Here is a 24442-nt window from a genome sequence, read left to right as displayed (position 1 = left end):
GTCGCGCGGCGCTTCCGCTCATGTCGACCCTCGTCAAACGCGCGCCCGCCGGCATGACACGCGGCCACGCACGCCGCCGCCCCGCCCCCGCCGCGACGATCGCGAAGATGCGCGGCAAACGGCCCCGCGCGAGGCCCGATGCCGTCGTCGGCAAGGACGCCATCCCGCGCCGCGCGCCGCGCGTCGCCCCATCCCCGAACCGCGCCCCGGCCGAAGCAGACGCGACCCTGCTGCGGGGTTCCGGCATGCGCGGCATCCGGCTGCAATTCGATTACTGGAAAGCCGAGGAGCGCCTGCAAAACGAACGGATCGGCCATGCGGTCGTGATCTACGGCAGCACGCGTATCGTCGCGCCGTCGGTCGCGAAGGCGCGGCTGGACGACGCGAATCGCCTGCTCGCGGAGCGTCCGTACGACGCGAGCCGGCGGCGCGCCGTCACGATCGCCAGCCGGCTCGTCGAATACAGCGTGTATTACCGCGTCGCGCGCGCGTTCGGGCGCATCGTCGCCCATGCCGACCGGTGCACGCGCACCGCGCGGCTCGCGATCGTCACCGGCGGCGGCCCCGGCATCATGGAGGCCGCCAACCGCGGGGCGTACGAGCGCGGCGCGCCGAGCATCGGCTTCAATATCGAGCTGCCGCGTGAACAGGCGCCCAATCCGTACATCACGCGGGCGCTCTGCTTCCGGTTCCACTATTTCGCGATCCGCAAGCTGCACCTGCTCGAGCGCGCGAAAGCGGCCGTCTTCTTCCCCGGCGGCTACGGCACGTTCGACGAGCTGTTCGAAGTGCTGACCCTGCTGCAGACGCGCAAGATCGCGCCGCTGCCGGTCGTCCTCGTCGGCGAGTCGTACTGGCGCCGCGCGGTCGACCTGGCGTTTCTCGCGGACGAAGGGATGATCGACCGCCGCGACCTGGAACTGTTCACGTATTGCGAATCCGCCGAGGCGATCTGGGACGCGATAGCCAGCTGGTATGCGCGGCGTCGCGAACGCGCGTCGGCACGCTGCAACGGGTCTTCGAAGCCACGTTCCGTGTAGGAATCCGCCGACGAAACGGGTGCGATTCCTACCTCGACTTCGGGGCCGGCTGATTGAATCGGGGGCGCGCGCCACCGATACTGAAGCCACGGATACCGGTCGACCGGCACGCCGATCGCACAACAACCAGGAGAAGCGTCATGTCACACGCCGACTATCGTTCCGATTCGGGGATGCGGTCCGCCGCATCCGACATGGCCGACACGGCCGCGCTCGACACGCTGGCACTCGTCGCGCTCGCCCGGGACGCCGGCATGCTGGTGACACTCGACGGGCAGATCGGGCGCGAGCGCTACGAAAGCGTGACGGGATCGATCGCCACGCTGGCCCGCTTCGCCCAGGCGCTGCAGCTTTCCGCGCTCAAGGTGGGGTGATACGCGGCGTCGTGAAGTTCGCCTGAAAGCGTCATCCGACCGCCCTCCCGGATCGCCGCGAACCGCTCCTGCGCGTGCCGGACTTACTCGACCACCAGGTCGTCGATCACGGCACGCACGCCGCGCGCGGACCACGCGGCACCGCGCACGGCCTTGCGCTCGGAGAACGAGCCGACCTTGCCGGACAGCCGCACGGTGCCGTCGTGCACGTCGATCGCGATGTGCTTCGCCTCGCGCTCCGCATGACGCATGATCGCGCGCTTGATGTTGCCGCCGATGTCGGCCGAACCGACCGTCCCCTGTACCGCGATGTGGTCGGTCACGCCCGTCACGCTGCGCATCTGCGAGATCGCGCGCACGGCCAGGTGGCTCTGGTACGCCCAGTCGACCTTGCCGGACAACGTGATCCAGCCGCGTTCGACCTGCACCTTGACCGCGTCGTCATGCAGCCCGACCGTCCAGTGCAGCACCGAACGCACCGCTTTCGCGATGTCCTCGTCGGTGCGCACGTCGTCGTCCGGCAGATGCACGGTCATGTCGACGACGAGCGCCTTGACGCCGGCCACGCGGTTCGCCGCGCGCTCGATCGCCAGCTTCTCCGCGTAGCTCGGCGGGTGCCCGGAAAGCGTCACGATCCGGTCGGCCACCTCGACGCCGATGCGGGTCGAATCGATCGCCGGGTCGGACTCCAGTTCGTCCTGGACATCCTCTTTCAGCTGCTTGTCGGTTTTCATCGTCTGCTCTCCTGTGAGCCCGCGGCGTGCCTGTTGGGCCGCACGCAGCCAGCGTTGCACACGCGCGGCTTTCGATCGCTGATGCAGGTCAACGGATGCCGCGCGCCGCACGTCGTGGCCCGGCGCAGCGGCGCGCGGACCGCTCCGCGCGCCGGACCCTGCCGATGGGCGACGCGTGCCTGCGTCGCCCGCTGCCCGTCGTCCGATCAGCTGATCGTGAGTTTCTTCTGCCCGACCGGCGCCTTCTTCGGCAGCGTCAGCGACAGCACGCCATCCTGATACGTCGCCGTCGCGCTCGCATCGTCGATGTCGCCGGACAGCGAGAACGAGCGGCTGATCGCACCGCTGTAGCGCTCGCGCCGGATCACGCGCTCGCCTTCCTTCTGCTCGTTGTTGCGCTCGATCTTCGCGTGGATCGATACGGTATTGCCCGTCACCTGGACGTCGATATCGTCCTTGGCGACGCCGGGCAGTTCCGCATTGACGGTGTACGCCTTGTCGTTTTCGGTGACGTCGATCTTCATCGATGCGAGATCGGGCTGGTCGGCCAGCGCCATGCCGCGCAGCGGCCTGAACAGCCCCTGGAACAGGTCGGATACGGGTTCGATCGAAAACGGATCGTAACGCGTCATGTTGCTCATGATTCGTACTCCTCATATGAGTGACATGCAGCCGTCGCGCTCGTCCCGACGGCGTCGGCTGCAATGAAGATCGGATGGCGCGGCACCGCATGTCGCGCGCGGGACGAATGCCCGTTCGAGATCAAGCGTACCTGCGCGCCCCGGCATGCGCTTGATGCGCGTCAAGCGCGGCGACCGGTTACGTACAGAACCGGAAATAGCCGCTGTGAAGCAGGATCGGCCGTCCGCCGATTTCCTCGAGCAGGCAGCGTGCCGCCCGTTCGATGGCGGGACGATGGCGCGCAAACGCGTCGACGAGATCCGGCTCGCGCGGCGACGCCGCGCGGAAGTGATCTTCCAGCGCGGCTGCCGTGATCGAACAGCGTACGCGCCGGCCTTCCACGAGCGCCGGAAAGCTCAATGCCGGGTCGAAGCCGCAATACGCCGGCTGTTCGGAAGGAAACGATATCTGCATGATGATCACCTGGGGAGGTAGGCGCCGGCCGACGGCGACACTAGGCCGCCGCGACCGTCGCGGGCGCGGCATCCTCACCGCGCACGAGCAGGACCGGGCAACTCGATGCGCGCAGGAAACGTTCGGCGACGCTGCCGAGCACCAGCCGCCTGACCCCGCGCCGACCGTGCGTGCCGGCCACGGCCAGATCGATCGAATGATCGACGACGTAGCGCTGCAGGCGCTCCGCGACGTCCTGGCCGAAATCGGTCTCGATGAGGTCCGTCTCGCCGTTGACTGCCGCGCGCGAGATCGTCCGGTCGGCGTCTCGCAGGATCGCGGCGCCGTGGCGCCGGATCTCGTCGAGCAAGGCTTCCGGCTCCATCCGGCCGCCGTAGGCGAACAGCGTGGACTTGTCGACGACGAACACGGCGAACAGGCGGGCGCCGCACAGCCTGGCCATCCTGAGACCTTCGTCGAGCGCGCGATGCGCCGAAGGACTACCGTCCGTGGCAACCATGATATTCGTGTACATGCGAACCTCGCTGATGAGCGGACGCGCCGACGGCGTTCGGCCTCGCTTCCATCATCGGCGCTCGCCGCGGGCAGGCGTTGACCGAGGTCAACGGTCGGAAGCCGCGGCGAAACCGGCACGCGTGGCGACTGGCGCTCGTTGCCGCATGCGGGCCGAAGCGGTCGGCCGTTGGCCGGCATCCGGCCGACCGGGAGGCGAGGCGCCGCATTGCCGAGAACCGGCGGCATCCGCCGCTAGCCCGGCGGGTTCTCGTCCGACCGGAAGCCTTGCTCGATTTCAAGGATCTTCCTGGCGCACACGTCGTATTGCCATCCCGGGCCGCCGTTGCTGTCATACATGCCCTTGCACATCGCCTTGAGCCGGATCACCGAGCCGCCGCCACCCGATTCCGCGCGTGACGCCCAGAGGTAGACTTCTCCGGCCGCATACGGTTGCGCGGTCTCGATCCGGTCCGCGCTGAATCGCGTGATTCGGGTCGACGAATGATCCTGGACGTAGCGCCGCGTGCGGCTCCACGCACGGTCGCACTCGGACGGTGTCGAACACTGCAGCGAGGTGGCCTGACGCATCGCAAGCAGTCGTGTTTCCATCGTCCTGAAGGTTTCGGTTCGCTCCGCCCCGGCACATGCGCCCAGCGCGAGCAGCACAGCCATCGCCAACGCCCGTCGTTTCATCGTCAATGCCTCGTCCGGCCCTGAATTCCGCATACGGTCACGCGCCGCTTTGCGCGGGCGCTGGAACCGACTGTATTGCCGCCCCGGGGAATGCGGTTGACCTGCGTCAAGCGTCTGCTCGCGCGTCTGTCGGGCGTCGGGCTTGACCGGCATCAAGTCGCGATGCGCCGTGGTCGGCTGCAATAGGATTCGTCGCGTCGGCAATTCCCGGTCTGCCATCCGGATCCGGCGACATCGGGCAGACGAGAACGCGCATACTCGTTTCGAATCCAACCCGCCGGGCGCCGGCAACGCGTACGCGCCCCGTATAACCGACCCGTTCATCATGTCCCGAGCGCCGCATATCCCGTTCGCGCCGAGTCGCGGAAAGGCACGACGAAAGTCGAGACAATTCGATCGCGCGTTGAGCCGGCCAGATACCTATCCCCATCCCGCCGGCCGGATCGAGCGGATCGAAACCCATCTGTCGGTCGTTTATCTGGCCGGGCGCTACGCGTACAAGCGCATCAAGCCGGTGCGCTTCGCCTTCGTGGATCTCGTGGAGCCGGCGCGGCGGCGCCGCTGCGCGCTCGCGGAGTGCACGCTCAACCGGCCGTTCGCCGGCCCGCTGTACCTGGGCGTCTGGCCGCTCGTCGCGCACGGCCGGCGGTGCGCGTTCGGTGCACCGGTGCCGACCGGCGGGCGCCGGCAGCGGACGGCGCCGGGCGAGTACGTGGTGCGCATGCGCCGGTTCGACGCACGCGCGATGCTGTCGGTTCGCAGCGCATCGCACGACGACGGTCTCGCGGACGCGGACGCCCTCGCCGATACGCTGGCCCGCCATCATCTGCACGCGTCGCGCCGTGCGCCGCGCGGCCATCCCGGCAGCGCGGCGAGCGTCGCGGCCCAGTGCCGGCCCTTGCTCGACACGCTCGACGTCAGGGTGCCGGACGAAGCCGTGCTGCGCGCCTGGTACGAGGCCGAACTGACCCGCATCGCACCGCGGCTCGCCGATCGGCATGCGCTCGGTTTCGTGCGCGCATGTCACGGCGACCTGCATCTCGACAACATCGTGCGCTGGCGGAACCGGATCCTGATGTTCGACTGCGTCGAATTCGACGACGCGCTGCGCTGGATCGACGTGGCGAGCGATCTCGCGTTCGCGCTGATGGATTTTTCCGCGCACGGACGCGACGATTGCGCCCACCGCCTCCTTTCCGGCTGGCTGGCGCGTACGGGCGACCATGCTGCACTCGGCGTGCTGCCGTGCTACTTCGTCTACCGTGCGCTGGTGCGCGCGCTGACCGCCCGGTTGCGCGGCGACGCAGCGACACGCGCCCGCTATCTGCGCATTGCGTCGGCGATGGCCGACGCACGACGCGATGCGCAGCCGGCGTTGCTCCTGTGTCACGGGGTTTCCGGTTCGGGCAAGTCGCTGGCGAGCCGCGCGCTGGCCGAGCGGCTCGGCGCGATCCGCTTGTCCAGCGACGTCGAGCGCAAGCGCCTGGCCGGGGCATCGGCCGGCACCCGCCTGCCCGCCGTGGCCTATTCGGATACGGCGGTCGACGAGATCTACGACCGACTGCTTTCGGAGGCGCGCGTGGTCATCGACAGCGGCTACACGGCGATCGTCGATGCGACGTTCCTGCACCGGCGCAACCGGACGGCGTTCATCGCGCTCGCCGCACGGCTCGGCGTGCGCGTCGCGATGCTCGATTTCACCGCGAGCCGGGCAACGCTCGCCGCGCGCGTCGCTGCCCGGGCGGCACGCGGACGCGATGCCTCCGATGCCGATGCCGCCGTGCTGGCCCGGCAGATCGAGCATGCCGATCCGCTGAGCGCAGCCGAAGCAGCGATCGCGATTCGTTTCGACACCGATTGCGATGCCGCGGCGTATGAAAGCGGCGCGTTCTGGGCGCCGTTGCTCGCCGCGCTGCACGCGTAGGCACGCGGAGCGAATCCCTTCGGCAAGCGGCCCGAGCGCTCAGCGCCGAACGTGCGGGTATGGTCGTCGTAGTCGACCGGTCCCGCATAGCGGCCCCGGTCCCCGGAGCGCGAGCGCCGATGCGATCGTGCCGAGCTCGGCATGACCCTCGTACGGCTGTCATGGCGTCGCGCGCGTCCGAAGGGCGCGTCGCACCGGCATCGAGGCCGCCGCCGCGTCACGCACGGCGCGACGGAAGCGGAAACCGACCGGATCAGCTGCGCTGCTTCTCCTCGAAATACGGCTGGCGGGCCGCCACGAGCCGCAACTCGTCGAGCAGCGCCGCGGCCGCGCGCAGCAGATCGTCGAGCGAGACAATGCCGACCAGTTCGCCGTCCGCGCCGACGACCGGCAATCGACGGACGCCGTGCTGGCGCATCCGCTTCGCGAGCAGCCAGATGTCGTCGTCGACGCTCGCGGTCGCGACGGGCGCCGACATGATGTCGGCGACGAACAGCGAGCCGGCCTCCGCGTCGGGGCTGACCACGGTCAGCACGATGTCGCGATCGGTCACCACACCGACCGGCACGCGTCGCCCCTCCTGTTCCCGCACGACGATCAGATCGCCGGCGTGCGCCTCGCGCATCATTTCCGCCGCCTCGACGACGGTTGCCCGCGCCGAGCACACGGCGACATCGCGGGTACAAAGCATCGCGGCATTCATGTTCGTTCTCCCGGCCGGTGCGAAGCGGACCATCGATCGATGTTCGCGGCTGCCCGAGCCATCATGCAGCGGTCAGTCGATCGACCACGTCGCGATGCACTTCCATGCCGATGCGCACGGCATCGATCGACGGGGCACACTCGAATTCCTGCTCGACGTCCTTCTTCGGCCCACTGGGGCTTTTCATGGCCATCGACGCCTGTCCGCAACCGATGAAAACAACGGCAATTCCCGCTGCACCGCGTGGCATTGATGCAGGTCAGCGCACGGCGTGATGCGCTATCCCGGCCGATGTCTGGGCGGCGATCGCACGACATGCGGTCGTGACGTCGACATTGCCCCGCTGCTTGGCGCGATCGCGTCTGGCGAGCCGCAACACCATCCGGCGCCCGTCGGCCGACAGGCAGGCGGGCGATTCCGCAAGCGGCGCGGCATCCAGTCGAACGAGACCGCGATCGACGAGGCAGCGCAGGTCGGCGGGGTCGACCTGCTGGCGCCGCGGCTCGCTGGCGAGCACCATCAGGATCGCGATTTCGTGGGGACTCAGCAGCCGGTCGCCATCGGCGTCGATCGGCTGATGCACGTGAGACGTGGCGGCCGACACGCTCGGAGCCGCTGCTTCGGAACGGGAATCGATCCGGCGATTCGACGTGTTCGCGGACAAGAGGCGCATGATGGTTTCCGTATCATGAACGTGAAGACGCAGACGGCACGGAACATGTCGATCGTGGTCGGATCGACATGCGCGAACATCGATATTCGCGCGTGCCGGGAAGTCGTTCTTGATGCAGGTCATCCAGCAAACGCGAATCATCGAAATATTCCGCGATTCGTCCGACGCAATGCCATCGAAACACCGATAAGCATGCATCGCTGCGTGCCCATGTTCCGCGCCGTGCATCCGTCCGCGATCCGTAGGCCGGCTTGCACCGGCGATCGAGGCGACGCTGATGCAGGTCAACCCGTCGCCGCGCGATCCGGCGACAGTAGGCTTGTGCGAGTTTCCCGCGATTTTCTGCCATTCGCCATGTGGTATGACCTGATCGAACAGCAACGGCACTGGTTGCGGACATGGCACGCGGCGGCGCGGTTCACGCGCGGTCTTTGGCCCGATGCCGCATCGTCGTGCTACGCCGACCTGTTCGAACCCCTGCTCGACCTGCGGGGCGACGCGCCACGGTTCGCCATCGATTCGGTCGATGTGGACGGACGGCGCGTCGACGTCGACGAGTCGATCGTCGCGCGCACCCCGTTTTGCACGCTGCGCCGCTTCACGCGCGCGGATGCGCAACGCATGATCCTGCTCTGCGTGCCGCTGGCCGGCCATGCGGCCGTGATGATGCGCGAGACGGTCGAGACCCTGCTGGCCGACGGCGACGTCTGCGTCACCGACTGGACCGATGCGCGCGACGTGCCGTGCGACGCGGGCCGATTCGGCCTCGACGAATACGTGTCGATGCTCGACCGCTTCATCGATACCCTGCTTGCGGACGCCCGGCCGGTGCACGTCGTCGCCGTCTGTCAGGCGACGTTTCCGTCGCTCGGTACCATCGCGCTACGCGCGCAACGCGACGCCGCGCTGCCGGCGAGCCTGACGTTGATCGGCGGCCCGCTCGACGCCCGCATCAATCCGAGTGCGCTCGGCACCGCGGCCCGGTCCCATTCGCTCGACTGGTGTCGCGCCACGCTGATCGATACGGTGCCGCACGGCTTCGCCGGATACGGGCGGCAGGTATTTCCCGCCTATCTGCAGCGCGCCGAGATCGCGGTCGCCTACCCGCAACGCTACATGGCGCTGGTCGATCGCTATCGACGAGCGGTGTCGGACGACGACGCCGACGCACTCGCAACCGCACGCCGCGCAGTGCGCGAATATCTGACGCTCCTCGACATGCCCGCCGAGTACTTCCTCGATACGGTCGACATCGTGTTCCAGCGCGCTTGCCTGGCAAACCGGACGTGGTACGTTCACGGCCAGCGGGTCGAGCCCGCCGCGCTGCGCTCGATCGCGTTGCTGACCGTCGAAGGCAAGCGCGATGCCGTCACCGGTGCCGGCCAGACCCATGCCGCGCTGGCCATGTGCAGCGGCCTCGCGGCGGATGCCCGGCGACGCGTCGACATCGACGATTGCGACCACTACGGACTCTTTACCGGCGATCACTGGCACGCCGACGTGCATCCGGTGCTGCAAGCGGCGTTCGCCCGGGCCGAACGCCGCTTGCTGCCGCGTGCGCGGCGTGATGCGCCTTCAACCCGGTGCGGAACGGTCGTGTGCCCATCCGCCCCCGTTCATTCCGATGACGCACGCTCGCCGGACGCGGTGCCCCGGCGTCTCCCGTGACCGGCATCAAGCACAGCGCCGCATCGCCCCCGGCTTCACCCGGGGCGGCTTTCCCGCGGCGGTTCGTTCGCTTGCTGCGTGAAATCCGGCGTGCGTCTTCAGCACGTGGAACTGCGGGCGACGACGATGCCGACCAGTTCAGCGCGGCATGCGAATACGATGTGTCGAAGCGGATGATGGTCCATGCGAGTGCCGCGTGGCTTCACAACCGCGGCCAGGCCGCCTACACGCCGGGAGGCGTGAACGTGACCGGCCTCACGCCTTCGTGGCCGGGTGTGTCGGTGCGCGGTTTCCAGTTCGGGGTGATCGATCGTTTCCAGGACGAACGCGCGGCCGATGTCGCGATCGACGCGATGCGCCCCTTTCGCTAAAAGAATTTCGCAAGCCACCGCGGCGCCGCCGCGCGATCGAAAACCACGTGCAGTTCCGGGCTGAACGAGCCGAACTCAAGCCCATGCCGCGTCGCCAGCAGCGTCAGCGCCTGGCTCGTATAGAACGAAATATGCCCGTTGCGCGGCACGCAGTACCACCATTGCTCGATCCCGCGCGCCAGGATCTCCGGCGTGATCAGGGACGTCTGGAACAGCAGTGCGCCGGCAGGCGCCCGGTAGCGGATGATGTCGGCGAACAGGCTGCGAGGATCCGGATGATGCTCGAAGACCTCGAACGACAGGATCGAATCGAACTGCCCCTGCGGCGCGACGGGATGGCTGAACGGATCATACGAAGTCACATCCGCGAAGCCGCGCGCGGACAACTTCTGTTCCAGCAGCCCGAGCCCCGAGCCGAAATCGAGAATGCGGGTCTCGCGCATCGACGGAAAGCTCGTGCAGATCAGGTCGGCGTGCTGCTGCGGACGATGCTCGAGATACTCCGGATCGTGGCGCGCGTAGTCGTCGTTGTACACGTGACGCGCGAAATCGTCGTGCGTCCAGCGGTCGAAGGCCGGCGTACACGTGAATCCGCATTGCCGGCACGCGTAGTAGTAGATCGGCACGCCCACGAACGGATCGACCTTTTTTCCGGCAATCATGTCGGCGCCGCAGCGCGAGAAATCGACCACGCCGCAGATGTCCGCGTCGGCACCGCACACCTTGCAGGCGATCGTCGCCGGATGGTTGGCCGGAATATCAATCATGTTGCAGTCCCCTGGTTGGCTTCAAGCGTCCGCGCCACCCGCTCGGTCACGTCGCCCCGGCGCCCCGGCGCCGTCTGCCGGAACGGCGTGGCCGACGGCTACCGCGGCGAATCGTCCCGATCCGCGCAAGATACCCGGTTTCCAGCGAACATTTGTTAAATAGCTTGAATAGCCGACAACCGGTCGACAATTTGCCTTAACATCCGGCCACACGATCGACCATGGGCTTCAGCAAGGACCGCGGTCACCATTTTCAGCGGCGCGAAAACGGGCGCGGCTTTCATTCGAACGGACGGACCGACCATGTTCCAATCACCAGGAGACTCCTTCGTCGGCGGCTCGCTGCTCGGCCTGTGCGTCGAGGTGCCGCTCGCCGTGCTCGTTTCGCTGATGATGCATGGCGTCGACTGGACCGGGCCGCGCATCGCGATGCTCGTCGCGACGCCGGTACTGATCGCGTGCACCGTGCTGCTGACCCGCCCGCTGGCATTCAGCACCGTATGGAAGCACAAGCGCTCGCCGTTCGAGCTGGACGACAATGTGCGCGCGTCGATCTACGGCCGGCTGACCGGCATCGCGCTCGGCCTGGTGTTCGGCATCATGGTCGCGACGACGTTCGCCTGATTCGATCCGCGCGACAGTCACCTACCGGCGTTTGAAGCGCCGGTCGCGCATCACGCCGACGCCACCAGCGCGTTGAACGACGTATCCCAGAACGGCGCGACGTTGGCCGGCCCATCCAGCACGCCGATTCGCGCGAATACGTCCGCGACTCGTTGATGCTGCGCGATCACGTCAGGCGTGACGGGCAGCAGTGCGTAGTCGTCGCTGCGCTGCGCGAACATCGCCTCGAGATCGGCAACCGGCACGCGCGTCTCGCTGTTCTGCGCGCGCGCATAGGCGCCGAAATGCCCGTTCGCCCACGCATACGCGCGCTGGAACCGCAGCAGCAGATCGCCGGTCGCCGCGCGCCGGCGCGGGTCGTCCAGCGTGCGCGGGTTCGCATAGATCGGGAAATTGCCGGACAGATAGCCCTTGCCCGTCTTCAGCACGCGCGCCCCGTAACGGTTGCGCGCGAGCTGGCCGTTGTAGCCGTAGATCGCCCACGCGTCGAGGTCGCCGCGGTCGTACGCGGACAACCCGTCGGCCGGCGACAGGTTGATCGGATGGATGTCATCGAAACCGAGGCCGGCCTCCGCGAGCTGCCGGTACAGGAAATAGTGCGACGTCGTCGCGCGCACGTAGCCGACGCGCTTGCCCTTCAGGTCCGCGATGCCAAGGATCGGCGTGTCCTTGCGCGCGAGCGTGACCTGGTTGTTCAGATCCTCCCGCGTACGCGAGATGAACCGGACGCTGGCCTTCTGGCGTGCGGCGAACACCGCGGGAATCTCGCTGCCCGAGCCGATGTCGAGCGCATCCGCGTTCAGCGCCTCGATGTGCAGCACGCCGTTGTTGAGTTCGCGCCACTCGATCCGGTACGGCGTGTCGCTCAGGCCGGCCGCCTGCAGCAGCGCGCGCCAGCCGCCCTTGTAGGTCGCGACGCGCAGCGTGGTGCCGGCAAGATCGGCGTTGACGGTCGGCGCGGCAAGCGCGACCCGCGCGACCACGGGGCCCGCCGCGATCGCGGCGCCGGCGAGCAGCAGGCGGCGGCGTGCCGCCGAAGTTGACGCCATCGGATACTCCTGTCGATTGAACGGTAAAGGGAAAAAGGAAGCCGCCGTGCTCGACGGCCGGCGTGCGTCAATGCAGCGAAGGAAAACCGTGGCGCTCGGCGAGCAGATCGAGGATGCGGCGCGGGTCGGTGACGAAGCGCGTCGTGCCGAGCGCTTGCGCGTCGTCCGGCGCCGGTTGCGCGCTACCGAGCACGAGCACCGGCAGGCCTTGATGCGCGTCGTCGAGCACGTCGATCACCGCGTGCCGCGGCCGTTCGAAACCGACCCGGCGCACGTCGAGGCGGCCGGCCCGGTCGGGCGCGCTCGCAAGCAGGCCTTCGATCGCCAGTCCGTGAGGACAGACGAAGTGTCGGCCCGGATACTTCGGATCGGCAAAGCCCGGTTCCAGCAGAAACAACACATCCCGACTCATTTCACACGGCTCCCATATTCGTGGTTCCACCGGGCTGCACGCAGCGTGCGCTGCGCCCGGCGCTGGCCGGCTCGCGGCCGGATGCCCGACTCTACTGCCTTGCATCGCGCGGCCCTACCAACGTTTTGCGGAATCGATATGCAGGTGTGCCTACCGCATCGGCCGCTCGTCTCACAGAGACGCGTTGCATAAAAACATCGTCATCCGAACGGATCTCGTCGCGATATCCAACGATTTCATCGATCGATATGCGCACGACCGCGCATGGCCGTCGCGCGATGTTCGCCATCCATGCCGATACGTCCGCCGCAGCGCGCGTGCCGGACGCGATCGCGGCGCACGCGGCGAGCGTGCAGCGGCACGCATTGCAATTCGCTCGCGCAGCGAATTGCAAACCACGGATCGAACGTTCGTCGACCGCACCGACGTCAATAGCATCGTGATCCTCGCAGATTCACCCATAAAAAAGAGGTTATTCATGATCAAGAAGTCGGTAGTCCTGGGTTTGGTTTCGATCGGTTCCATCGGCGCGCATGCGCAGAGTTCCGTCACGCTGTACGGCGTCGTCGACGCCGGCTTTGCCTATACGAACAGCCAGGGTGGCGCGAGCAACATCCAGCAGACGAGCGGCAAGCTGAGCGGCAGCCGCTGGGGCCTGAAAGGCAGCGAGGATCTCGGCGGCGGCCTGGCGGCCGTGTTCACGCTCGAAAGCGGCTTCCGGCCGAGCGACGGCGGGCTCGGCCAGGGCGGCCGCCTGTTCGGCCGCTCCGCGTACGTGGGCCTGAGCAAGGCCGACCTCGGCACGCTGACGTTCGGCCGCCAGTACGAGCCGATCACCGATCTCGTCGCGCAGTACGCGGGGTCCGGTTTCTGGTCGCCGGCCACCCATGTCGGCGACAACGACAACCTGAACCAGAGCTTCCGGATCAACAACGCGGTGAAGTTCCGCAGCGCGACGATCGCCGGTTTCACCGTCGACGCGCTGTACGCGTTCAGCAACCAGGCGAACGGCGGCGCGGGTACCGGCTTCTCGAACAACAACGCATGGGGCGTGTCGGCGAACTACGTGAACGGCCCGCTGTCGGCGGGCGCCGGCTACATGCGGCTCAACCACCCGAACGCGACGTCGAACACGAGCGGCGCGGTGGGCGGCGCGACCACGACGACCGGCAACGACTACAGCGGCGCGTTCTTCTACGGGCTGAACGGCGGCGTGCGCAAGCAGCAGATCGGCGTCGCGGGCGCGAACTACGCGCTCGGCCGCGCGACGCTCGGCTTCGCGTGGAGCCACACGCAGCTCGACTATGTCGACGGCTCGTCGCGCAAGTTCAACAACTACGACGTGAACGGGCGCTACCAGATCACGCCGGCGGCGACGCTGATCGGCGTCTACACGTTCACCGACGGACGCGCGAGCGGCTTGCCGGGCACTGGCGGCCAGACGCTGAAGCCGCGCTGGCACCAGTTCACGCTCGGGTTCGACTATGCGTTGTCGAAGCGCACCGACATTTACCTGTCCGGCATCTACCAGCTGGCCGCGGGCGATGCGAGCACCGCGACGTCCGGTGGCTATCGCCGGATCGCGGCGATCTCGAACATCGGCAGCGCATCGTCGACGAATCGGCAGCTCGCGTTCGTCAGCGGGCTGCGCGTGAAGTTCTGAGCGTTCGCGCAGCCGGCGCGGCGCGATAAGCAAAGCGGGAATCGTTGTTTGCCGCGTCGCGCCCGGTTGCCGAGAATATCCGTTTTTCCGGATGCTGCCGCGCCGCGCGCGGCACGGCTTCTCTCATGACCGACTCTCCTTCCCGCCCACGCCGCGCCGGCCGACGCGCGGCGCTGCGCCAGCTCGCCGGCGGCTGGGCCGCCGCGATGCTGCCGGCCGGCGGCGCGCTCGCGGGCCAGCCGCTCGCACCGCTGGACGTGCCGCCGTGGACGCGCACGCCTGGCGCGCCGCTGCTGTCGCCGCCGTATGGCCTGCCGGGCGCGCACGAACGCGACGTCATCCGTCGCAGCGCGCGCACGCCGGCGTTGCCTGGCTCCGGCTCGTCGATGACGCCGCTCGCCGACCTGTTCGGCGACATCACACCGAATGGCCTCGTCTACGAGCGCCATCACGCGGGCGTGCCCGATATCGATGCGCAACGCCACCGCGTCGTCGTGCACGGTCTCGTGCGCGAGCCGCGCAGCTTCACGCTCGACGACCTGCTGCGCTTTCCGTCCGAATCGCGGATCCACTTCCTCGAATGCTCGGGCAATACCGGCAGCGAATGGAACGGCCCGAGCGGCCTGCCCGTCCAGTTCACGCACGGATTGCTGTCGTGCTGCGAATGGACGGGCGTGCGGCTGTCGACGCTGCTCGACGAAACGGGCGTCGATCCGGCCGCGCAGTGGCTGCTCGCCGAAGGCGCGGACGGCGCGGCGATGACGCGCAGCCTGCCGCTCGACCGGATTCTCGAACGCGCGCTCGTCGTCTATGCGCAGAACGGCGAGCGGCTGCGCCCCGAGAACGGCTACCCGGTGCGGCTGATCGTGCCGGGCTTCGAAGGCAACACGAACATCAAGTGGCTGCGGCGGCTGAAGCTCGTGCGCGCGCCGGAGATGACGCGCGAGGAAACGTCGAAGTACACGAGCCTGCTGCCGAACGGCTGCGCCCGCCAGTTCGTGTTCGAGATGGACGCGAAATCGGTGATCACGCGCCCGTCGGCCGGCCACCGGCTCGCCTCGCGCGGCTACTACCCGATCAGCGGCTATGCGTGGTCGGGGCGCGGCCGGGTGCGCGCGGTCGACGTCTCGACCGACGGCGGCCGCACCTGGCGCGCCGCGCGGCTCGCGGGCGACGTGCGCGATCGCGCGCTGACGCGCTTCGAAGCCGACTGGGTCTGGAACGGCGAGCCCGCCGACCTGCAAAGCCGCGCGACCGACGAAACGGGCTACGTGCAGCCGACCCGCGACGCGCTCGTCGCCGCGCGCGGCGTCAATTCCCAATACCACTACAACGGCATCCAGAACTGGCGCGTCGGCGCGGACGGGGAGGTGCGCAATGCGTAACACGATCGTGCGTCGGCTCGCGTCGTGCGCGGTCGTGTCGGGCGCACTCACGTTATCTGCGCTACCCGCGTTCGGTGCCGGCTTCGGCCTCGGTCAGCCGGTCGACCGCGCGGCGTTCGCCGCATGGGACATCGACGTCGCGCCCGACGGCAGCGGCCTGCCGCCCGGCGCGGGCACGGTCGCGCGCGGCGCGCACGTGTTCGCCGACAAGTGCGCGATGTGCCACGGTGCCGGCGGCCAGGGTGGCGTCGGCGATCCGCTCGTCGGCGGCCTTGGCTCGCTGGCCGGCGCGAAGCCGAAAAAGACGGTCGGCAGCTACTGGCCGTATGCGACGACGCTGTTCGACTACATCCGCCGCGCGATGCCGTACAACGCGCCGCAATCGCTGAGCGCGGACGAAGTCTATGCGGTCACGGCCTACGTGCTGCACCTGAACGGCATCGTGCCGGACGACACGACGCTCGACGCGCGCACGCTGCCGCGCGTCAGGATGCCGAACCGCGACGGCTTCGTGCCCGACCCGCGGCCGGGACGACTGTGACGCGACGCGATCCACCGGCCGGCACGACGCAGAACGGCCCGACAAGACTGCCGGTATCGCGTGCCGGATTTTTTCGTTCGGCGCCAGCGCGCCGCGCAGGGAGCCAACCTTGACCGACACATCCGCCGCGGCCCGGGCCGACGCGCCGCTCGTGGCGTCGCCGTTCGTCGACGTCCGTTCGCCGGCCGATTTCCCCGACAGCCCCGCGTCACGCGTGCTCGCGCAGCCGCTGATGCTCGGGCTGTTCCTGCCGATCCAGGCCGGCGGCTGGAGCGCCTCGACGCTGCCGCGCTCGACCGACTGGACGTTCGACTACAACGCCGACCTGGTCGCGCGCGCCGAGGCGCTCGGCTTCGATTTCGTGTTCGCGCTGTCGCAGTGGTTGCCGAAAGGCGGCTACGGCGGCGTGTTCGACGGCCAGGCGCTCGACTCGTTCATGACGCTCGCGGCGCTCACCGCGCGCACCGAGCGGATCATCCTCGTCGCGACGAGCCACGTGCTCTACGGGCCGTGGCATCCGCTGCATTTCGCGAAGTTCACGGCGACGCTCGATCACATCTCGCGCGGACGCTGGGGCATCAACGTCGTGACCGGCCACCGCGCGATCGAACACGAGATGTTCGGCTGGAACCGGATCGAGCACGACCGTCGTTACGAGATGGCCGCCGAGTTCGTCGACGCGGTCAGCCAGCTGTGGGCCCAGCCGGACAACTTCAGCTATGCGCCCGTGCTGTCGAGCTGGCGGCTCTCCGGCGCGTTCGTCACGCCGAAGCCGCGCTACGGCCGCCCGCTGCTGATCAACGCGACCGGCTCCGACGCCGGCATCGATTTCGCGGCCCGCTATTCGGACATCGTGTTCGTCACGAGCCCGGCCGGCCCGGACGTCGATCTCGCGCTGGACGCGCTGCCCGCGCATACGGCCCGCGTGAAGGCGGCCGCCGCCGCGCGCGGCAGGACGATCCGCACGCTGCTCAATCCGCTCGTGATCTGCCGCGAGACGGCGGCCGAGGCGCGCGCGTACCGCGACGCGATCGTCGCGCATGCGGACGAAGGCAGCTTCCACCGCTTCGACAGCGACGCCCATGCGTGGCGCGGCGGCTTCGAACAACGCGCGCAGGCGGCCGCGCGTGCGATCGGCGGCAACATCTCGATCACGGGCTCGCCCGAGGAAGTCGCCGACTACATCGTGCGGCTGCATCGCGCGGGTATCGACGGCATCCAGTTGAGCTTCTACGACTTCAGGCCGGATCTCGACTTCTTCGGCGCACGCGTGCTGCCGCTGCTGCGCGACGCCGGCCTGCGGCGCTGAACTCAGGCCGCCGCGGCGCCGGGCACGGCCGACGCGCGCCGCGCCGCGGGCCGCCGCAACCCGAGGTGATCGCGCAGCGTGCTGCCGGCGTAGTCGCTGCGGAACAGCCCGCGACGACGCAATTCGGGCAGCACGAGCGCGATGAAATCGTCGAGGCCGCCGGGCAGGGTCGGCGCCATCACGTTGTAGCCGTCCGCGCCGTAATGCACGAACCGTTCCTCTAGCGCATCGACGATCTGCTCCGGCGTGCCGACGAGCTGCCAGTGACCGCGCGCGCCCGCGATGCGCAGGTACAGCTCGCGGATCGTCAGGTTCTCGCGGCGCGCGAGCTCGAGCGTCAGCGTCTGCCGGCTCTTGCTCGCATTCGTTTCCGGCAGCTGCGGGATCGGGCCGTCGAGCGGATAGGCGGACAGGTCGACGCCGCCGGTCAGGCCCGACACGAGCGCGAGCCCGACCTTCGGGTCGATCAGCGCCTGCAGCGCGTCGAACTTCTCCTTCGCCTCGCTCTCGGTGCGACCGACCACCGGAAAGACGCCGGGCATGATCTTCAGCGTGTCGGGGTCGCGGCCGAACGCGGCGAGCTGCCCCTTCACGTCCGCGTAGAACGCGACCGCGTCGTCGAGCGTCTGCTGCGCGGTGAAGATCACCTCGGCCGTGCGCGCGGCCAGCCGCGTGCCGGCCGCCGACGAGCCGGCCTGCACGATCACCGGCTGCCCCTGCGGCGCGCGCGGCACGTTCAGCGGCCCGTCCACCCGGAAGAAGCGGCCGCGATGAGCGAGCACGTGGCGCTTGTCCGGGTCGAAGAAGCGGCCGCTGGCACGGTCGCGCACGAACGCGTCGTCGTCCCAGCTGTCCCACAGTCCGCGCACGACGTCGGCGAATTCCTCCGCGCGCGCATAGCGTTCGCCGTGATCGAAATGCGCATCGCGGTTGAAGTTGCGCGCTTCGTGCGCGCTCGACGACGTGACGAGGTTCCATCCGGCGCGGCCGCCGCTGATGTGGTCGAGCGACGCGAACTTGCGTGCGATGTGGAACGGCTCGTTGAAGCTCGTCGACGCGGTGCCGACGAGGCCGATGCGTTCAGTGACGGCCGCGAGTGCCGACAGCAGCGTCAGCGGCTCGAACTGCGCGACGTAGCTGTGCGCGGTGCGGCTCAGGAATTCGACGTCGTCGCCGCGCGTGCCGACGCCGTCCGCGAGGAACACGAGGTCGAACTTCGCGGCCTCGGCCGCCTGCGCGAGCCGCACGTAATGACGAAAGTCGACACCGGCGTCCGCCTGCGAGCCGGGATGGCGCCACGCGGCGATGTGATGGCCGGTCGGATACAGGAACGCGCCGAGGTGCAGGTGGCCGGTGCGGGTCGTCATCGGGGAGCTCCCGGAAAGTGGGCTGCGGGCGCAGCGGAATCAGAACACGCGTCCTTCGGTCAGGTGCGTGGTCACGCCGTTCAGGTCGTAGTCGCCGATCACCCGCGCCTTGTGCAGCAGCGGGTTGTGGCTGAAGATCGTGCGCAGGTTGCGCCAGTGCCGGTCGAGGTTGTGCACGCGCGCGGTCGCCGACGCGCCGCCCACTTCGAACAGCCGTTCGGCCGCGTACAGCGCGAGCTTGCCGACGATCAGCTGCGTGCGCGCGGTCGCGAGCGCGCTGTCGAGCACGCGTTCGTGCGCGTCCGCCGCGCCGGCCTCGATCGCGTCCGCGGAGCGGTCGAGCGCACGCGCGTTGTCGCGCACGAGCGCGTCGATCGCATGGCTGTGCGCCGACAGCTCGCCGACGATCTGCTGGATGAAATGATCGTCGCGCGCGCTCGCCGCCGGGCTGTGCAGCACCGGCCGGCCATGCTTGAGCACGTAGCGGCGCGCGTCGGCCGCCACGTTGCGCACGATGCCCGCGCCCGTCGCGACGAGATGAAGCTGCCGCAGCGCGCCGCAATGGCGGCCGACGAGCGTCGAGCCGTCGCGGGCCGCGACTTCGTCCGCGAATACCTGCACGTCGTGCAGCAACAGGCTGCCGCTCGCGGTCATGCGCTGGCCCATGCCGTCCCAGTCGTCGAGCACCTGCACGCCGTCGCGCGCGACCGGGATGATCACGGCGAGCGCGTCGCCCTGCTCGTTCTCCACGTTGATGCGCGCGAAATCGGCAAACGCGGTGCCGGTCGAATAGTATTTGCGGCCCGTCACGCGATGGTGCGCGCCGTCGCGGCGCAGCACGGTCGTGTTCTCGCCCGGCCGCGACGTGCCGCGCTCGGTCGACGCGCCGCCGAAGATCGCGCCGGCCAGCGCGCGCTCGAGCTGCACGTCGTTGAACGGCGTGCGCGGCGACAGCCGCAGCGTCTCGGTCAGGTCGTAGTGGATGCGCAGCGCGTGCGCGAGATTCGAATCGGCGGCCGCGAGCGTCGCGATTGTCTCGAACAGGTCGACCAGCGTGCCGCCCAGGCCGCCGCGTTCGACCGGAATCCTCAGCACGCCGAGCGCGGAACGGCGAAAGAGTGCGAAGCCTTCGAACGGCAGTTCGCGACGCGCCTCGCGTTGCGCGGCGTCGCGCCCGATCGCCGTCGCGAGTTCGGGCAGTGCGGCGAGCGCGACGCGCAACGCGTCGTGCGGTTCGGCACCATGACGGGCATTCATGCAGCGGTTCCTCATCGTCGAAAAGCGACGGCCCGCCGCACGATTGCGCAGGCCGTCGCCGCAGCCCGCAGGCAGCACCGAAAAGTATAGGGACGCATCCGGTGCGCGTGAAAAACCGATTTCAGCTTTGGTTATGCGTGCGCCGGGAATGCGCACGCACATCGATACGGTCAGTGCGGGATGCCCCAGCGGCGCACCGTCACGCGTTCGAGCGTATCGAACACGAGATGCTCGACGAGCAGGCCGATCACGATGACGGCCGCGAGGCCCGCAAACACGCGGTCGGTATACAGCTCGTTGCGGTTCTGGAAGATGTACCAGCCGAGCCCGCCCTGCCCCGCGCTCGCGCCGAACACGAGTTCGGCCGCGATCAGCGTGCGCCACGCGAACGCCCAGCCGACGCGCAGCCCCGACAGGATCGACGGCAGCGCGGCCGGCACGAGAATCAGCGCGATCTGGCGCAGGCCGGTGAGGCCGTAGTTGCGCCCGGCCATCTTCAGCGTGGCCGGCACGCCGGCGAACCCCGTGTACATGCTGAGCGCGAGCGGCCAGAGCACCGCGTGCACCAGCACGAACAGCAGGCTGCCGGTGCCGAGCCCGAACCACAGCAGCGCGATCGGCAGCAACGCGATCGACGGCAGCGGATTGAACATCGACGTGAGCATCGACAGCACGTCGCGGCCGATGCGCGTCGACACCGCGAGCGAAGTCAGCACGAACGCGAGCAATACGCCGAGCGCATAGCCGCGCAGCAGCACCGACATCGAGATGCCCGTCTTCACCAGCAGTTCGCCCGACGCGATGCCCTGCACGAACGCGGCCAGCGTCGCGCCGAAGGTCGGCACGAGCAGGTCGTTCGCGACGATGCGCGCGACGATTTCCCAGGTAGCGATCAGCACGAGTGCGATGACCGCGCGGCGAAACCCGCTCGCGCCGACGATGCGGCGCCACAGCGGTGCGGGCGCCGCACGTTCGGCGTCGGGCGGCGGGTCGAGCGCGCGCACGTATTCGGCGCGTACGGGCGGCAGCGGCGGCAGGACCGGATCGATCGTGCTCATGATGCGATGCCCTCCGTGGCCGGTGCGGCCCGCGTTTCGTCCGCGACGTCGGTATCGAACAGCAGATGATGAATGCACGCGACGCGCTCGCGGAAGTCGCCGCTGCCGACGCTGTCGAGCGAATGGTCGTGACTGTTGAGCTCCGCGCGCACGCGGCCCGGATGCGGCGACAGCAGCAGGATCCGGTTGCCGACGACGAGCGCCTCCTCGATCGAATGCGTGACGAACAGCAGCGTGAAGCGGAACTCGTCCCACAGGCGCAGCAGTTCCTCCTGCATCTTGCGGCGCGTGAGCGCGTCGAGCGCGGCGAACGGTTCGTCCATCAGCAGCACGCGCGGCTGCATCGCCAGCGCACGCGCGATCGCGACGCGCTGCTTCATGCCGCCGGACAGCGTGTGCGGATAGGCATCGGCGAACGCACCGAGGCCGACCTTGTCGAGATAGTGCAGCGCGCGCTCGCGTGCTTCGGCGCGCGACAGCTTCGCGGCCGCACGCAGCGGAAACGCGACGTTCTCGACGACCGTCTTCCACGGCGGCAACTGGTCGAATTCCTGGAACACGACGATGCGGTCGGGGCCCGGCCCTTGCACGGGCCGGCCGTCGAGCGCGATCGAGCCCGACACGGGTTCGATGAAGCCGGCGATCGCCTTCAGCAACGTGGACTTGCCGCACCCCGACGGGCCGAGCAGCACGAAACGGTCGCTGCCGTACACGTCGAAGCTGACCTGATGGGTCGCGCGCACGATCCGCGCGCCGCTCCGGTATTCGAGGCTCACGCGATCGATCGCCAGCAGGCGCTCGCTGTGCGCGCCGGCCGGCTCGGACGCGGATGCAGGGCTGCTCGCGGCGCGGGTGTCGGTGACGGGTTGGGCGGCCGGCGCGGCGGCACCGCGCGCCGCGTACGGCGGCAGCCCGATTCGGGGAGAAGTGGCGTTCACGATCGAAACTCTTGCGGGTAAAGCATCAACATACGGCGGCACCGCGCGCGGCCCAACCAACGATTGCACATATCGAAACCGCGTCGACGCATAAGCGTCGATCGCGGCGCCGCAGCGCCGCAGCCGCTCAGCTGCCGCCGGCCGTCGCCGGATCGTCGAAGAAGTAGTCGCGCCACGACTTCGGCTCGTTGCGGATCGCGCCGGTGCGATACATGAACTGCGCGAGCTTCAGCGTGTTCTCCGGGGCCGTCTTGAACTGCACCTGCGGATTGCGCAGGATCTTCAGCAGCAACGCGCGATCGGTCTTCGAGCCGTTCACGCGGATATAGGTATCGACCGCGCGCTCGGGATCGGCCGCGATCTGGCGCGCGGCGTCGGCGAGCGCGGCGACGAACGCGCGGTACGTCTTCGGGTTCTCGTCGCGGAATTTCTCCGTCGCGTACAGCACCGTCGCGGAGCTCGGGCCGCCGAGCACGTCGTAGGAATTCAGCACGATGTGCGCGTTCGGATTGCCCGCGAGTTCCTGCTCCTGGAACGGCGGATTGCCGAAGTGGCCCGTGATCACGTTGCTGTTCGCGAGAATCGCGGCCGTCGCGTCGGGATGCGGGATCGCCTGCGTGAGCGGATCGAGCTTGTCGAACTGCTTGTCGCCCCACTGCTTCGCGGCCGCGTACTGCAGCACGCGCGACTGCACCGACACGCCGACGGCCGGCACCGCGATGCGGTCCTTCGCGCCCAGGTCGGCGATCGTCTTCACGTTCGGGTTGCTGCTGACGAGGTAGTACGGAAAATTGCCGAGCGACGCGACGCCCTTCACGTTCTGCCGGCCGCGCGTGCGATCCCACACGGTCAGCAGCGGCCCGACGCCCGCGCCGGCGACGTCGACCGCGCCCGACAGCAGCGCGTCGTTCACGGCCGCGCCGCCCGACAGGCGCACCCAGTCGACCTTGATGTCGAGGCCGGCCTTGCGCCCTTCCTTCTCGATCAGTTGCTGGTCGCGCGCGACGTTCAGCATCAGGTAGACGACGCCGAACTGCTCGGCGATGCGGATGCGGCCTTCCGCGTGCGCGGCTTGCGGCGTGCCGGCGGCGGCCAGTGCGAGCGCGGCGGTGAGCGTGGCGGCCAGTGCGCGGCGCGCGGCCAGGGTCGTGCGGCGCAGGGCCGGCGAAAGCGGAAACGACATCGGAACTCCAGTGAGAATGAGGCGGCGAACCAGGACGTGCCGTTCAGAACGGCGCGTCACCTTCGATCGTGGTGCGGTACAGCTTGCGGCGCAGATGGTCGGGCGTGCCGGCCGCGAGATGCATCAGCGAGCGGTTGTCCCAGAACACGAGGTCGTGCTCGCGCCAGTAGTGCCGATACAGATGCTCCGCACGCACGCTGTGCGCGAACAGTTCGTCGAGCAGCGCGCGGCTTTCGTCTTCGGGCAGATCGACGATGCGCGTCGTGAAATGCTCGCTGACGAACAATGCCTTGCGGCCCGTTTCGGGATGCGTGCGCACGACCGGATGCACCACCGCTTCGACCTGCGCGATCTGCTCGGCCGACAGGTTCGGCCGCCACGGGCTGCGCGCCTGCAGCTCCGCATAGCGGGCGAGATACGTGTGCTCGGCACGCCGCCCTTCGATCGCGCGGCGCAGGTGCGCGGGCAGCGTGTCCCACGCGAGATGCATGTTCGCGAACAGCGTGTCGCCGCCCTCGGCCGGCAGCTCCTGCGCATGCAGCAGCGAGCCGAGGCTCGGCTTTTCCTTGTACGACAGGTCGGAGTGCCAGAAATGGCCGGCGTCGCCGAGCCCGATCGGCTTGCCGTTCTCGACGATGTTCGACACGATCAGCACTTCCGGATGCCCGGCCAGCGCGAACTGGTGCAGCACGTGGATCTGCAGCGGGCCGAAGCGGCGGCTGAACGCGATGTGTTCGGCCGGCGTGATGCGCTGGTCGCGAAACACCAGCACGTGATGGTCGAGATGCGCGCGATGGATGCGCGCGAAATCGGCGGCGCCGAGCGGTTGCGACAGGTCGATGCCGACGATTTCGGCGCCGAGCGGCGCATCGAACGGGACGATGTCGAATCGCTGCGTGCCGGCCTCCGGCGGCAAGGCGGGCCGATGGCCGGCGGGCGTCGATACTGCGGCGCGGATGGCGGGAGTCGTCACGATACAGCCCTTGATTCGGTAAAGATGCGAATCTACGAGCGCGCGCCGCGCTGCGTCAACGAAGCGATTCGGATACGTTTATCTGCTGCAGCGATAAAGATCGCTGCTCGGACGGCGGGGCCGGCGGGCGGGCGTCCGCCACCCCG

General features: G+C 68.7%; 27 protein-coding genes and 1 pseudogene. 10 read left to right on the top strand and 18 right to left on the bottom strand.

The window, feature by feature from the left end; genetic code table 11:
• Positions 1 to 20: 20 nt before the first annotated feature.
• Both NQV17_RS11095 and NQV17_RS11090 read left to right on the top strand, forming a co-directional pair.
• A complete protein-coding gene (locus tag NQV17_RS11095; RefSeq protein ID WP_257772251.1) occupies positions 21 to 1040 on the top strand; it encodes an LOG family protein in 1020 nt (339 codons plus the stop codon).
• A gap of 173 nt (positions 1041 to 1213) precedes the next feature.
• Positions 1214 to 1414 (top strand): hypothetical protein, encoded by a 201-nt coding sequence (locus NQV17_RS11090; protein WP_374692696.1) that lies wholly within the window; start codon positions 1214 to 1216, stop codon positions 1412 to 1414.
• A gap of 83 nt (positions 1415 to 1497) precedes the next feature.
• Here NQV17_RS11090 and NQV17_RS11085 read toward each other — a convergent pair whose 3' ends face one another.
• From NQV17_RS11085 to NQV17_RS11065, 5 genes are all read right to left on the bottom strand, one after another.
• A complete protein-coding gene (locus NQV17_RS11085) occupies positions 1498 to 2148 on the bottom strand; it encodes a BON domain-containing protein (RefSeq protein WP_257772247.1) in 651 nt (216 codons plus the stop codon).
• 206 nt (positions 2149 to 2354) lie between these two features.
• Positions 2355 to 2789, bottom strand: a complete 435-nt coding sequence (locus tag NQV17_RS11080; RefSeq protein WP_044846524.1) for an Hsp20/alpha crystallin family protein — start codon at positions 2787 to 2789, stop codon at positions 2355 to 2357.
• Between the two features lie 178 nt (positions 2790 to 2967).
• Positions 2968 to 3243, bottom strand: a complete 276-nt coding sequence (locus NQV17_RS11075) for a DUF1488 domain-containing protein (RefSeq protein ID WP_257772243.1) — start codon at positions 3241 to 3243, stop codon at positions 2968 to 2970.
• A 40-nt stretch (positions 3244 to 3283) separates the two neighbouring features.
• Positions 3284 to 3757 carry a universal stress protein gene (locus NQV17_RS11070; RefSeq protein WP_257772241.1) on the bottom strand — a complete coding sequence of 158 codons (474 nt, stop codon included), beginning with the start codon at positions 3755 to 3757 and terminating at the stop codon, positions 3284 to 3286.
• 233 nt (positions 3758 to 3990) lie between these two features.
• Positions 3991 to 4431 carry a hypothetical protein gene (locus NQV17_RS11065; RefSeq protein ID WP_308235952.1) on the bottom strand — a complete coding sequence of 147 codons (441 nt, stop codon included), beginning with the start codon at positions 4429 to 4431 and terminating at the stop codon, positions 3991 to 3993.
• Positions 4432 to 4756: 325 nt separating this feature from the next.
• Between NQV17_RS11065 and NQV17_RS11060 the strand changes: the two genes are divergently transcribed.
• Positions 4757 to 6355, top strand: a complete 1599-nt coding sequence (locus NQV17_RS11060) for an AAA family ATPase (RefSeq protein ID WP_374692695.1) — start codon at positions 4757 to 4759, stop codon at positions 6353 to 6355.
• Between the two features lie 253 nt (positions 6356 to 6608).
• Here NQV17_RS11060 and NQV17_RS11055 read toward each other — a convergent pair whose 3' ends face one another.
• The 3 genes from NQV17_RS11055 to NQV17_RS11045 all read right to left on the bottom strand — a co-directional run bounded on the left by NQV17_RS11055 (position 6609) and on the right by NQV17_RS11045 (position 7641).
• Positions 6609 to 7058, bottom strand: a complete 450-nt coding sequence (locus NQV17_RS11055; protein WP_257772235.1) for a CBS domain-containing protein — start codon at positions 7056 to 7058, stop codon at positions 6609 to 6611.
• Between the two features lie 61 nt (positions 7059 to 7119).
• On the bottom strand, positions 7120 to 7245 hold the full coding sequence (locus tag NQV17_RS11050) for a hypothetical protein (RefSeq protein WP_257772232.1): 126 nt from the start codon (positions 7243 to 7245) through the stop codon (positions 7120 to 7122).
• A gap of 72 nt (positions 7246 to 7317) precedes the next feature.
• Positions 7318 to 7641: a hypothetical protein gene (locus NQV17_RS11045; RefSeq protein WP_257772229.1), complete on the bottom strand. Its 324-nt coding sequence runs from the start codon at positions 7639 to 7641 to the stop codon at positions 7318 to 7320.
• Between the two features lie 444 nt (positions 7642 to 8085).
• On the opposite strand from NQV17_RS11045, the pseudogene phaZ reads away from it, so the two are divergent.
• Both phaZ and NQV17_RS11035 read left to right on the top strand, forming a co-directional pair.
• A pseudogene (phaZ, locus tag NQV17_RS11040) lies at positions 8086 to 9294 on the top strand (polyhydroxyalkanoate depolymerase); the annotation flags it as partial.
• Positions 9295 to 9470: 176 nt separating this feature from the next.
• Positions 9471 to 9770 (top strand): hypothetical protein, encoded by a 300-nt coding sequence (locus tag NQV17_RS11035; RefSeq protein WP_257772227.1) that lies wholly within the window; start codon positions 9471 to 9473, stop codon positions 9768 to 9770.
• On the opposite strand, the gene NQV17_RS11030 is transcribed toward NQV17_RS11035, so the two are convergent.
• Positions 9767 to 10537, bottom strand: a complete 771-nt coding sequence (locus NQV17_RS11030) for a class I SAM-dependent methyltransferase (RefSeq protein WP_257772225.1) — start codon at positions 10535 to 10537, stop codon at positions 9767 to 9769. The genes NQV17_RS11035 and NQV17_RS11030 overlap by 4 nt on opposite strands.
• Positions 10538 to 10840: 303 nt before the next feature.
• On the opposite strand from NQV17_RS11030, the gene NQV17_RS11025 reads away from it, so the two are divergent.
• A complete protein-coding gene (locus NQV17_RS11025; protein ID WP_257772223.1) occupies positions 10841 to 11161 on the top strand; it encodes a hypothetical protein in 321 nt (106 codons plus the stop codon).
• Between the two features lie 50 nt (positions 11162 to 11211).
• Here NQV17_RS11025 and NQV17_RS11020 read toward each other — a convergent pair whose 3' ends face one another.
• Together NQV17_RS11020 and NQV17_RS11015 are read right to left on the bottom strand one after the other, a co-directional pair.
• Positions 11212 to 12210 carry an ABC transporter substrate-binding protein gene (locus tag NQV17_RS11020; RefSeq protein WP_257772221.1) on the bottom strand — a complete coding sequence of 333 codons (999 nt, stop codon included), beginning with the start codon at positions 12208 to 12210 and terminating at the stop codon, positions 11212 to 11214.
• 67 nt (positions 12211 to 12277) lie between these two features.
• Complete coding sequence (locus NQV17_RS11015) at positions 12278 to 12622, bottom strand: DUF3088 domain-containing protein (protein WP_257772219.1); 345 nt, start codon at positions 12620 to 12622, stop codon at positions 12278 to 12280.
• A 478-nt stretch (positions 12623 to 13100) separates the two neighbouring features.
• Between NQV17_RS11015 and NQV17_RS11010 the strand changes: the two genes are divergently transcribed.
• Positions 13101 to 14285 carry a porin gene (locus tag NQV17_RS11010; RefSeq protein WP_257772217.1) on the top strand — a complete coding sequence of 395 codons (1185 nt, stop codon included), beginning with the start codon at positions 13101 to 13103 and terminating at the stop codon, positions 14283 to 14285.
• Here the strand turns inward: NQV17_RS11010 and NQV17_RS11005 are convergent.
• On the bottom strand, positions 14260 to 14412 hold the full coding sequence (locus NQV17_RS11005; RefSeq protein WP_257772215.1) for a hypothetical protein: 153 nt from the start codon (positions 14410 to 14412) through the stop codon (positions 14260 to 14262). The genes NQV17_RS11010 and NQV17_RS11005 overlap by 26 nt on opposite strands.
• Between NQV17_RS11005 and soxC the strand changes: the two genes are divergently transcribed.
• From soxC to NQV17_RS10990, 3 genes are all read left to right on the top strand, one after another.
• A complete protein-coding gene (gene soxC / locus NQV17_RS11000) occupies positions 14411 to 15670 on the top strand; it encodes a sulfite dehydrogenase (protein WP_257772213.1) in 1260 nt (419 codons plus the stop codon). The two genes, NQV17_RS11005 and soxC, sit on opposite strands and share 2 nt — an antisense overlap.
• Complete coding sequence (locus tag NQV17_RS10995) at positions 15663 to 16211, top strand: c-type cytochrome (protein WP_257772211.1); 549 nt, start codon at positions 15663 to 15665, stop codon at positions 16209 to 16211. The genes soxC and NQV17_RS10995 overlap by 8 nt, the downstream gene beginning before the upstream one ends.
• A gap of 109 nt (positions 16212 to 16320) precedes the next feature.
• A complete protein-coding gene (locus tag NQV17_RS10990) occupies positions 16321 to 17520 on the top strand; it encodes an LLM class flavin-dependent oxidoreductase (RefSeq protein WP_257772209.1) in 1200 nt (399 codons plus the stop codon).
• A gap of 2 nt (positions 17521 to 17522) precedes the next feature.
• On the opposite strand, the gene NQV17_RS10985 is transcribed toward NQV17_RS10990, so the two are convergent.
• The 6 genes from NQV17_RS10985 to NQV17_RS10960 form a co-directional block, all read right to left on the bottom strand.
• Positions 17523 to 18887, bottom strand: coding sequence for an LLM class flavin-dependent oxidoreductase (locus tag NQV17_RS10985; protein ID WP_257772207.1), 1365 nt, complete (start codon positions 18885 to 18887; stop codon positions 17523 to 17525).
• Between the two features lie 39 nt (positions 18888 to 18926).
• Positions 18927 to 20144 carry an acyl-CoA dehydrogenase family protein gene (locus tag NQV17_RS10980; protein WP_257772204.1) on the bottom strand — a complete coding sequence of 406 codons (1218 nt, stop codon included), beginning with the start codon at positions 20142 to 20144 and terminating at the stop codon, positions 18927 to 18929.
• Positions 20145 to 20314: 170 nt separating this feature from the next.
• Positions 20315 to 21202: an ABC transporter permease gene (locus NQV17_RS10975; RefSeq protein ID WP_124485860.1), complete on the bottom strand. Its 888-nt coding sequence runs from the start codon at positions 21200 to 21202 to the stop codon at positions 20315 to 20317.
• Positions 21199 to 22140 (bottom strand): ABC transporter ATP-binding protein, encoded by a 942-nt coding sequence (locus NQV17_RS10970; RefSeq protein ID WP_257772199.1) that lies wholly within the window; start codon positions 22138 to 22140, stop codon positions 21199 to 21201. Before NQV17_RS10970 ends, NQV17_RS10975 begins: the two co-directional genes overlap by 4 nt.
• 127 nt (positions 22141 to 22267) lie before the next feature.
• The gene (locus NQV17_RS10965) at positions 22268 to 23323 is read right to left on the bottom strand and encodes an ABC transporter substrate-binding protein (RefSeq protein WP_257772197.1); all 1056 of its coding nucleotides are present in this window, start codon (positions 23321 to 23323) and stop codon (positions 22268 to 22270) included.
• Positions 23324 to 23366: 43 nt separating this feature from the next.
• Entirely contained in the window at positions 23367 to 24296 is a 930-nt protein-coding gene (locus NQV17_RS10960; protein ID WP_257772195.1) for a TauD/TfdA family dioxygenase, read from the bottom strand.
• Positions 24297 to 24442 lie beyond the last annotated feature (146 nt).

It is taken from the genome of Burkholderia sp. SCN-KJ (genome assembly GCF_024656005.1).
Classification (GTDB): Bacteria; Pseudomonadota; Gammaproteobacteria; order Burkholderiales; family Burkholderiaceae; genus Burkholderia.
This window is presented reverse-complemented; position numbering and strand designations above follow the sequence as displayed.

Bases quoted from the DNA above. Each gene is read 5' to 3' on its own strand.
- NQV17_RS10980 (WP_257772204.1), bottom strand. From the start codon at position 20,144: ATGAATGCCCGTCATGGTGCCGAACCGCACGACGCGTTGCGCGTCGCG.
- NQV17_RS11050 (WP_257772232.1), bottom strand. From the start codon at position 7,245: ATGAAAAGCCCCAGTGGGCCGAAGAAGGACGTCGAGCAGGAATTCGAG.
- NQV17_RS11030 (WP_257772225.1), bottom strand. From the start codon at position 10,537: ATGATTGATATTCCGGCCAACCATCCGGCGACGATCGCCTGCAAGGTG.
- NQV17_RS11090 (WP_374692696.1), top strand. From the start codon at position 1,214: ATGCGGTCCGCCGCATCCGACATGGCCGACACGGCCGCGCTCGACACG.
- NQV17_RS10985 (WP_257772207.1), bottom strand. From the start codon at position 18,887: ATGACGACCCGCACCGGCCACCTGCACCTCGGCGCGTTCCTGTATCCG.
- NQV17_RS10965 (WP_257772197.1), bottom strand. From the start codon at position 23,323: ATGTCGTTTCCGCTTTCGCCGGCCCTGCGCCGCACGACCCTGGCCGCG.
- NQV17_RS11080 (WP_044846524.1), bottom strand. From the start codon at position 2,789: ATGAGCAACATGACGCGTTACGATCCGTTTTCGATCGAACCCGTATCC.
- NQV17_RS11025 (WP_257772223.1), top strand. From the start codon at position 10,841: ATGTTCCAATCACCAGGAGACTCCTTCGTCGGCGGCTCGCTGCTCGGC.
- NQV17_RS10995 (WP_257772211.1), top strand. From the start codon at position 15,663: ATGCGTAACACGATCGTGCGTCGGCTCGCGTCGTGCGCGGTCGTGTCG.
- NQV17_RS11095 (WP_257772251.1), top strand. From the start codon at position 21: ATGTCGACCCTCGTCAAACGCGCGCCCGCCGGCATGACACGCGGCCAC.
- NQV17_RS11005 (WP_257772215.1), bottom strand. From the start codon at position 14,412: ATGAGAGAAGCCGTGCCGCGCGCGGCGCGGCAGCATCCGGAAAAACGG.
- NQV17_RS11055 (WP_257772235.1), bottom strand. From the start codon at position 7,058: ATGAATGCCGCGATGCTTTGTACCCGCGATGTCGCCGTGTGCTCGGCG.
- NQV17_RS11085 (WP_257772247.1), bottom strand. From the start codon at position 2,148: ATGAAAACCGACAAGCAGCTGAAAGAGGATGTCCAGGACGAACTGGAG.
- NQV17_RS10975 (WP_124485860.1), bottom strand. From the start codon at position 21,202: ATGAGCACGATCGATCCGGTCCTGCCGCCGCTGCCGCCCGTACGCGCC.
- NQV17_RS11020 (WP_257772221.1), bottom strand. From the start codon at position 12,210: ATGGCGTCAACTTCGGCGGCACGCCGCCGCCTGCTGCTCGCCGGCGCC.
- NQV17_RS11060 (WP_374692695.1), top strand. From the start codon at position 4,757: ATGTCCCGAGCGCCGCATATCCCGTTCGCGCCGAGTCGCGGAAAGGCA.
- soxC (WP_257772213.1), top strand. From the start codon at position 14,411: ATGACCGACTCTCCTTCCCGCCCACGCCGCGCCGGCCGACGCGCGGCG.
- NQV17_RS11065 (WP_308235952.1), bottom strand. From the start codon at position 4,431: ATGAAACGACGGGCGTTGGCGATGGCTGTGCTGCTCGCGCTGGGCGCA.
- NQV17_RS11070 (WP_257772241.1), bottom strand. From the start codon at position 3,757: ATGTACACGAATATCATGGTTGCCACGGACGGTAGTCCTTCGGCGCAT.
- NQV17_RS11010 (WP_257772217.1), top strand. From the start codon at position 13,101: ATGATCAAGAAGTCGGTAGTCCTGGGTTTGGTTTCGATCGGTTCCATC.
- NQV17_RS11015 (WP_257772219.1), bottom strand. From the start codon at position 12,622: ATGAGTCGGGATGTGTTGTTTCTGCTGGAACCGGGCTTTGCCGATCCG.
- NQV17_RS11075 (WP_257772243.1), bottom strand. From the start codon at position 3,243: ATGCAGATATCGTTTCCTTCCGAACAGCCGGCGTATTGCGGCTTCGAC.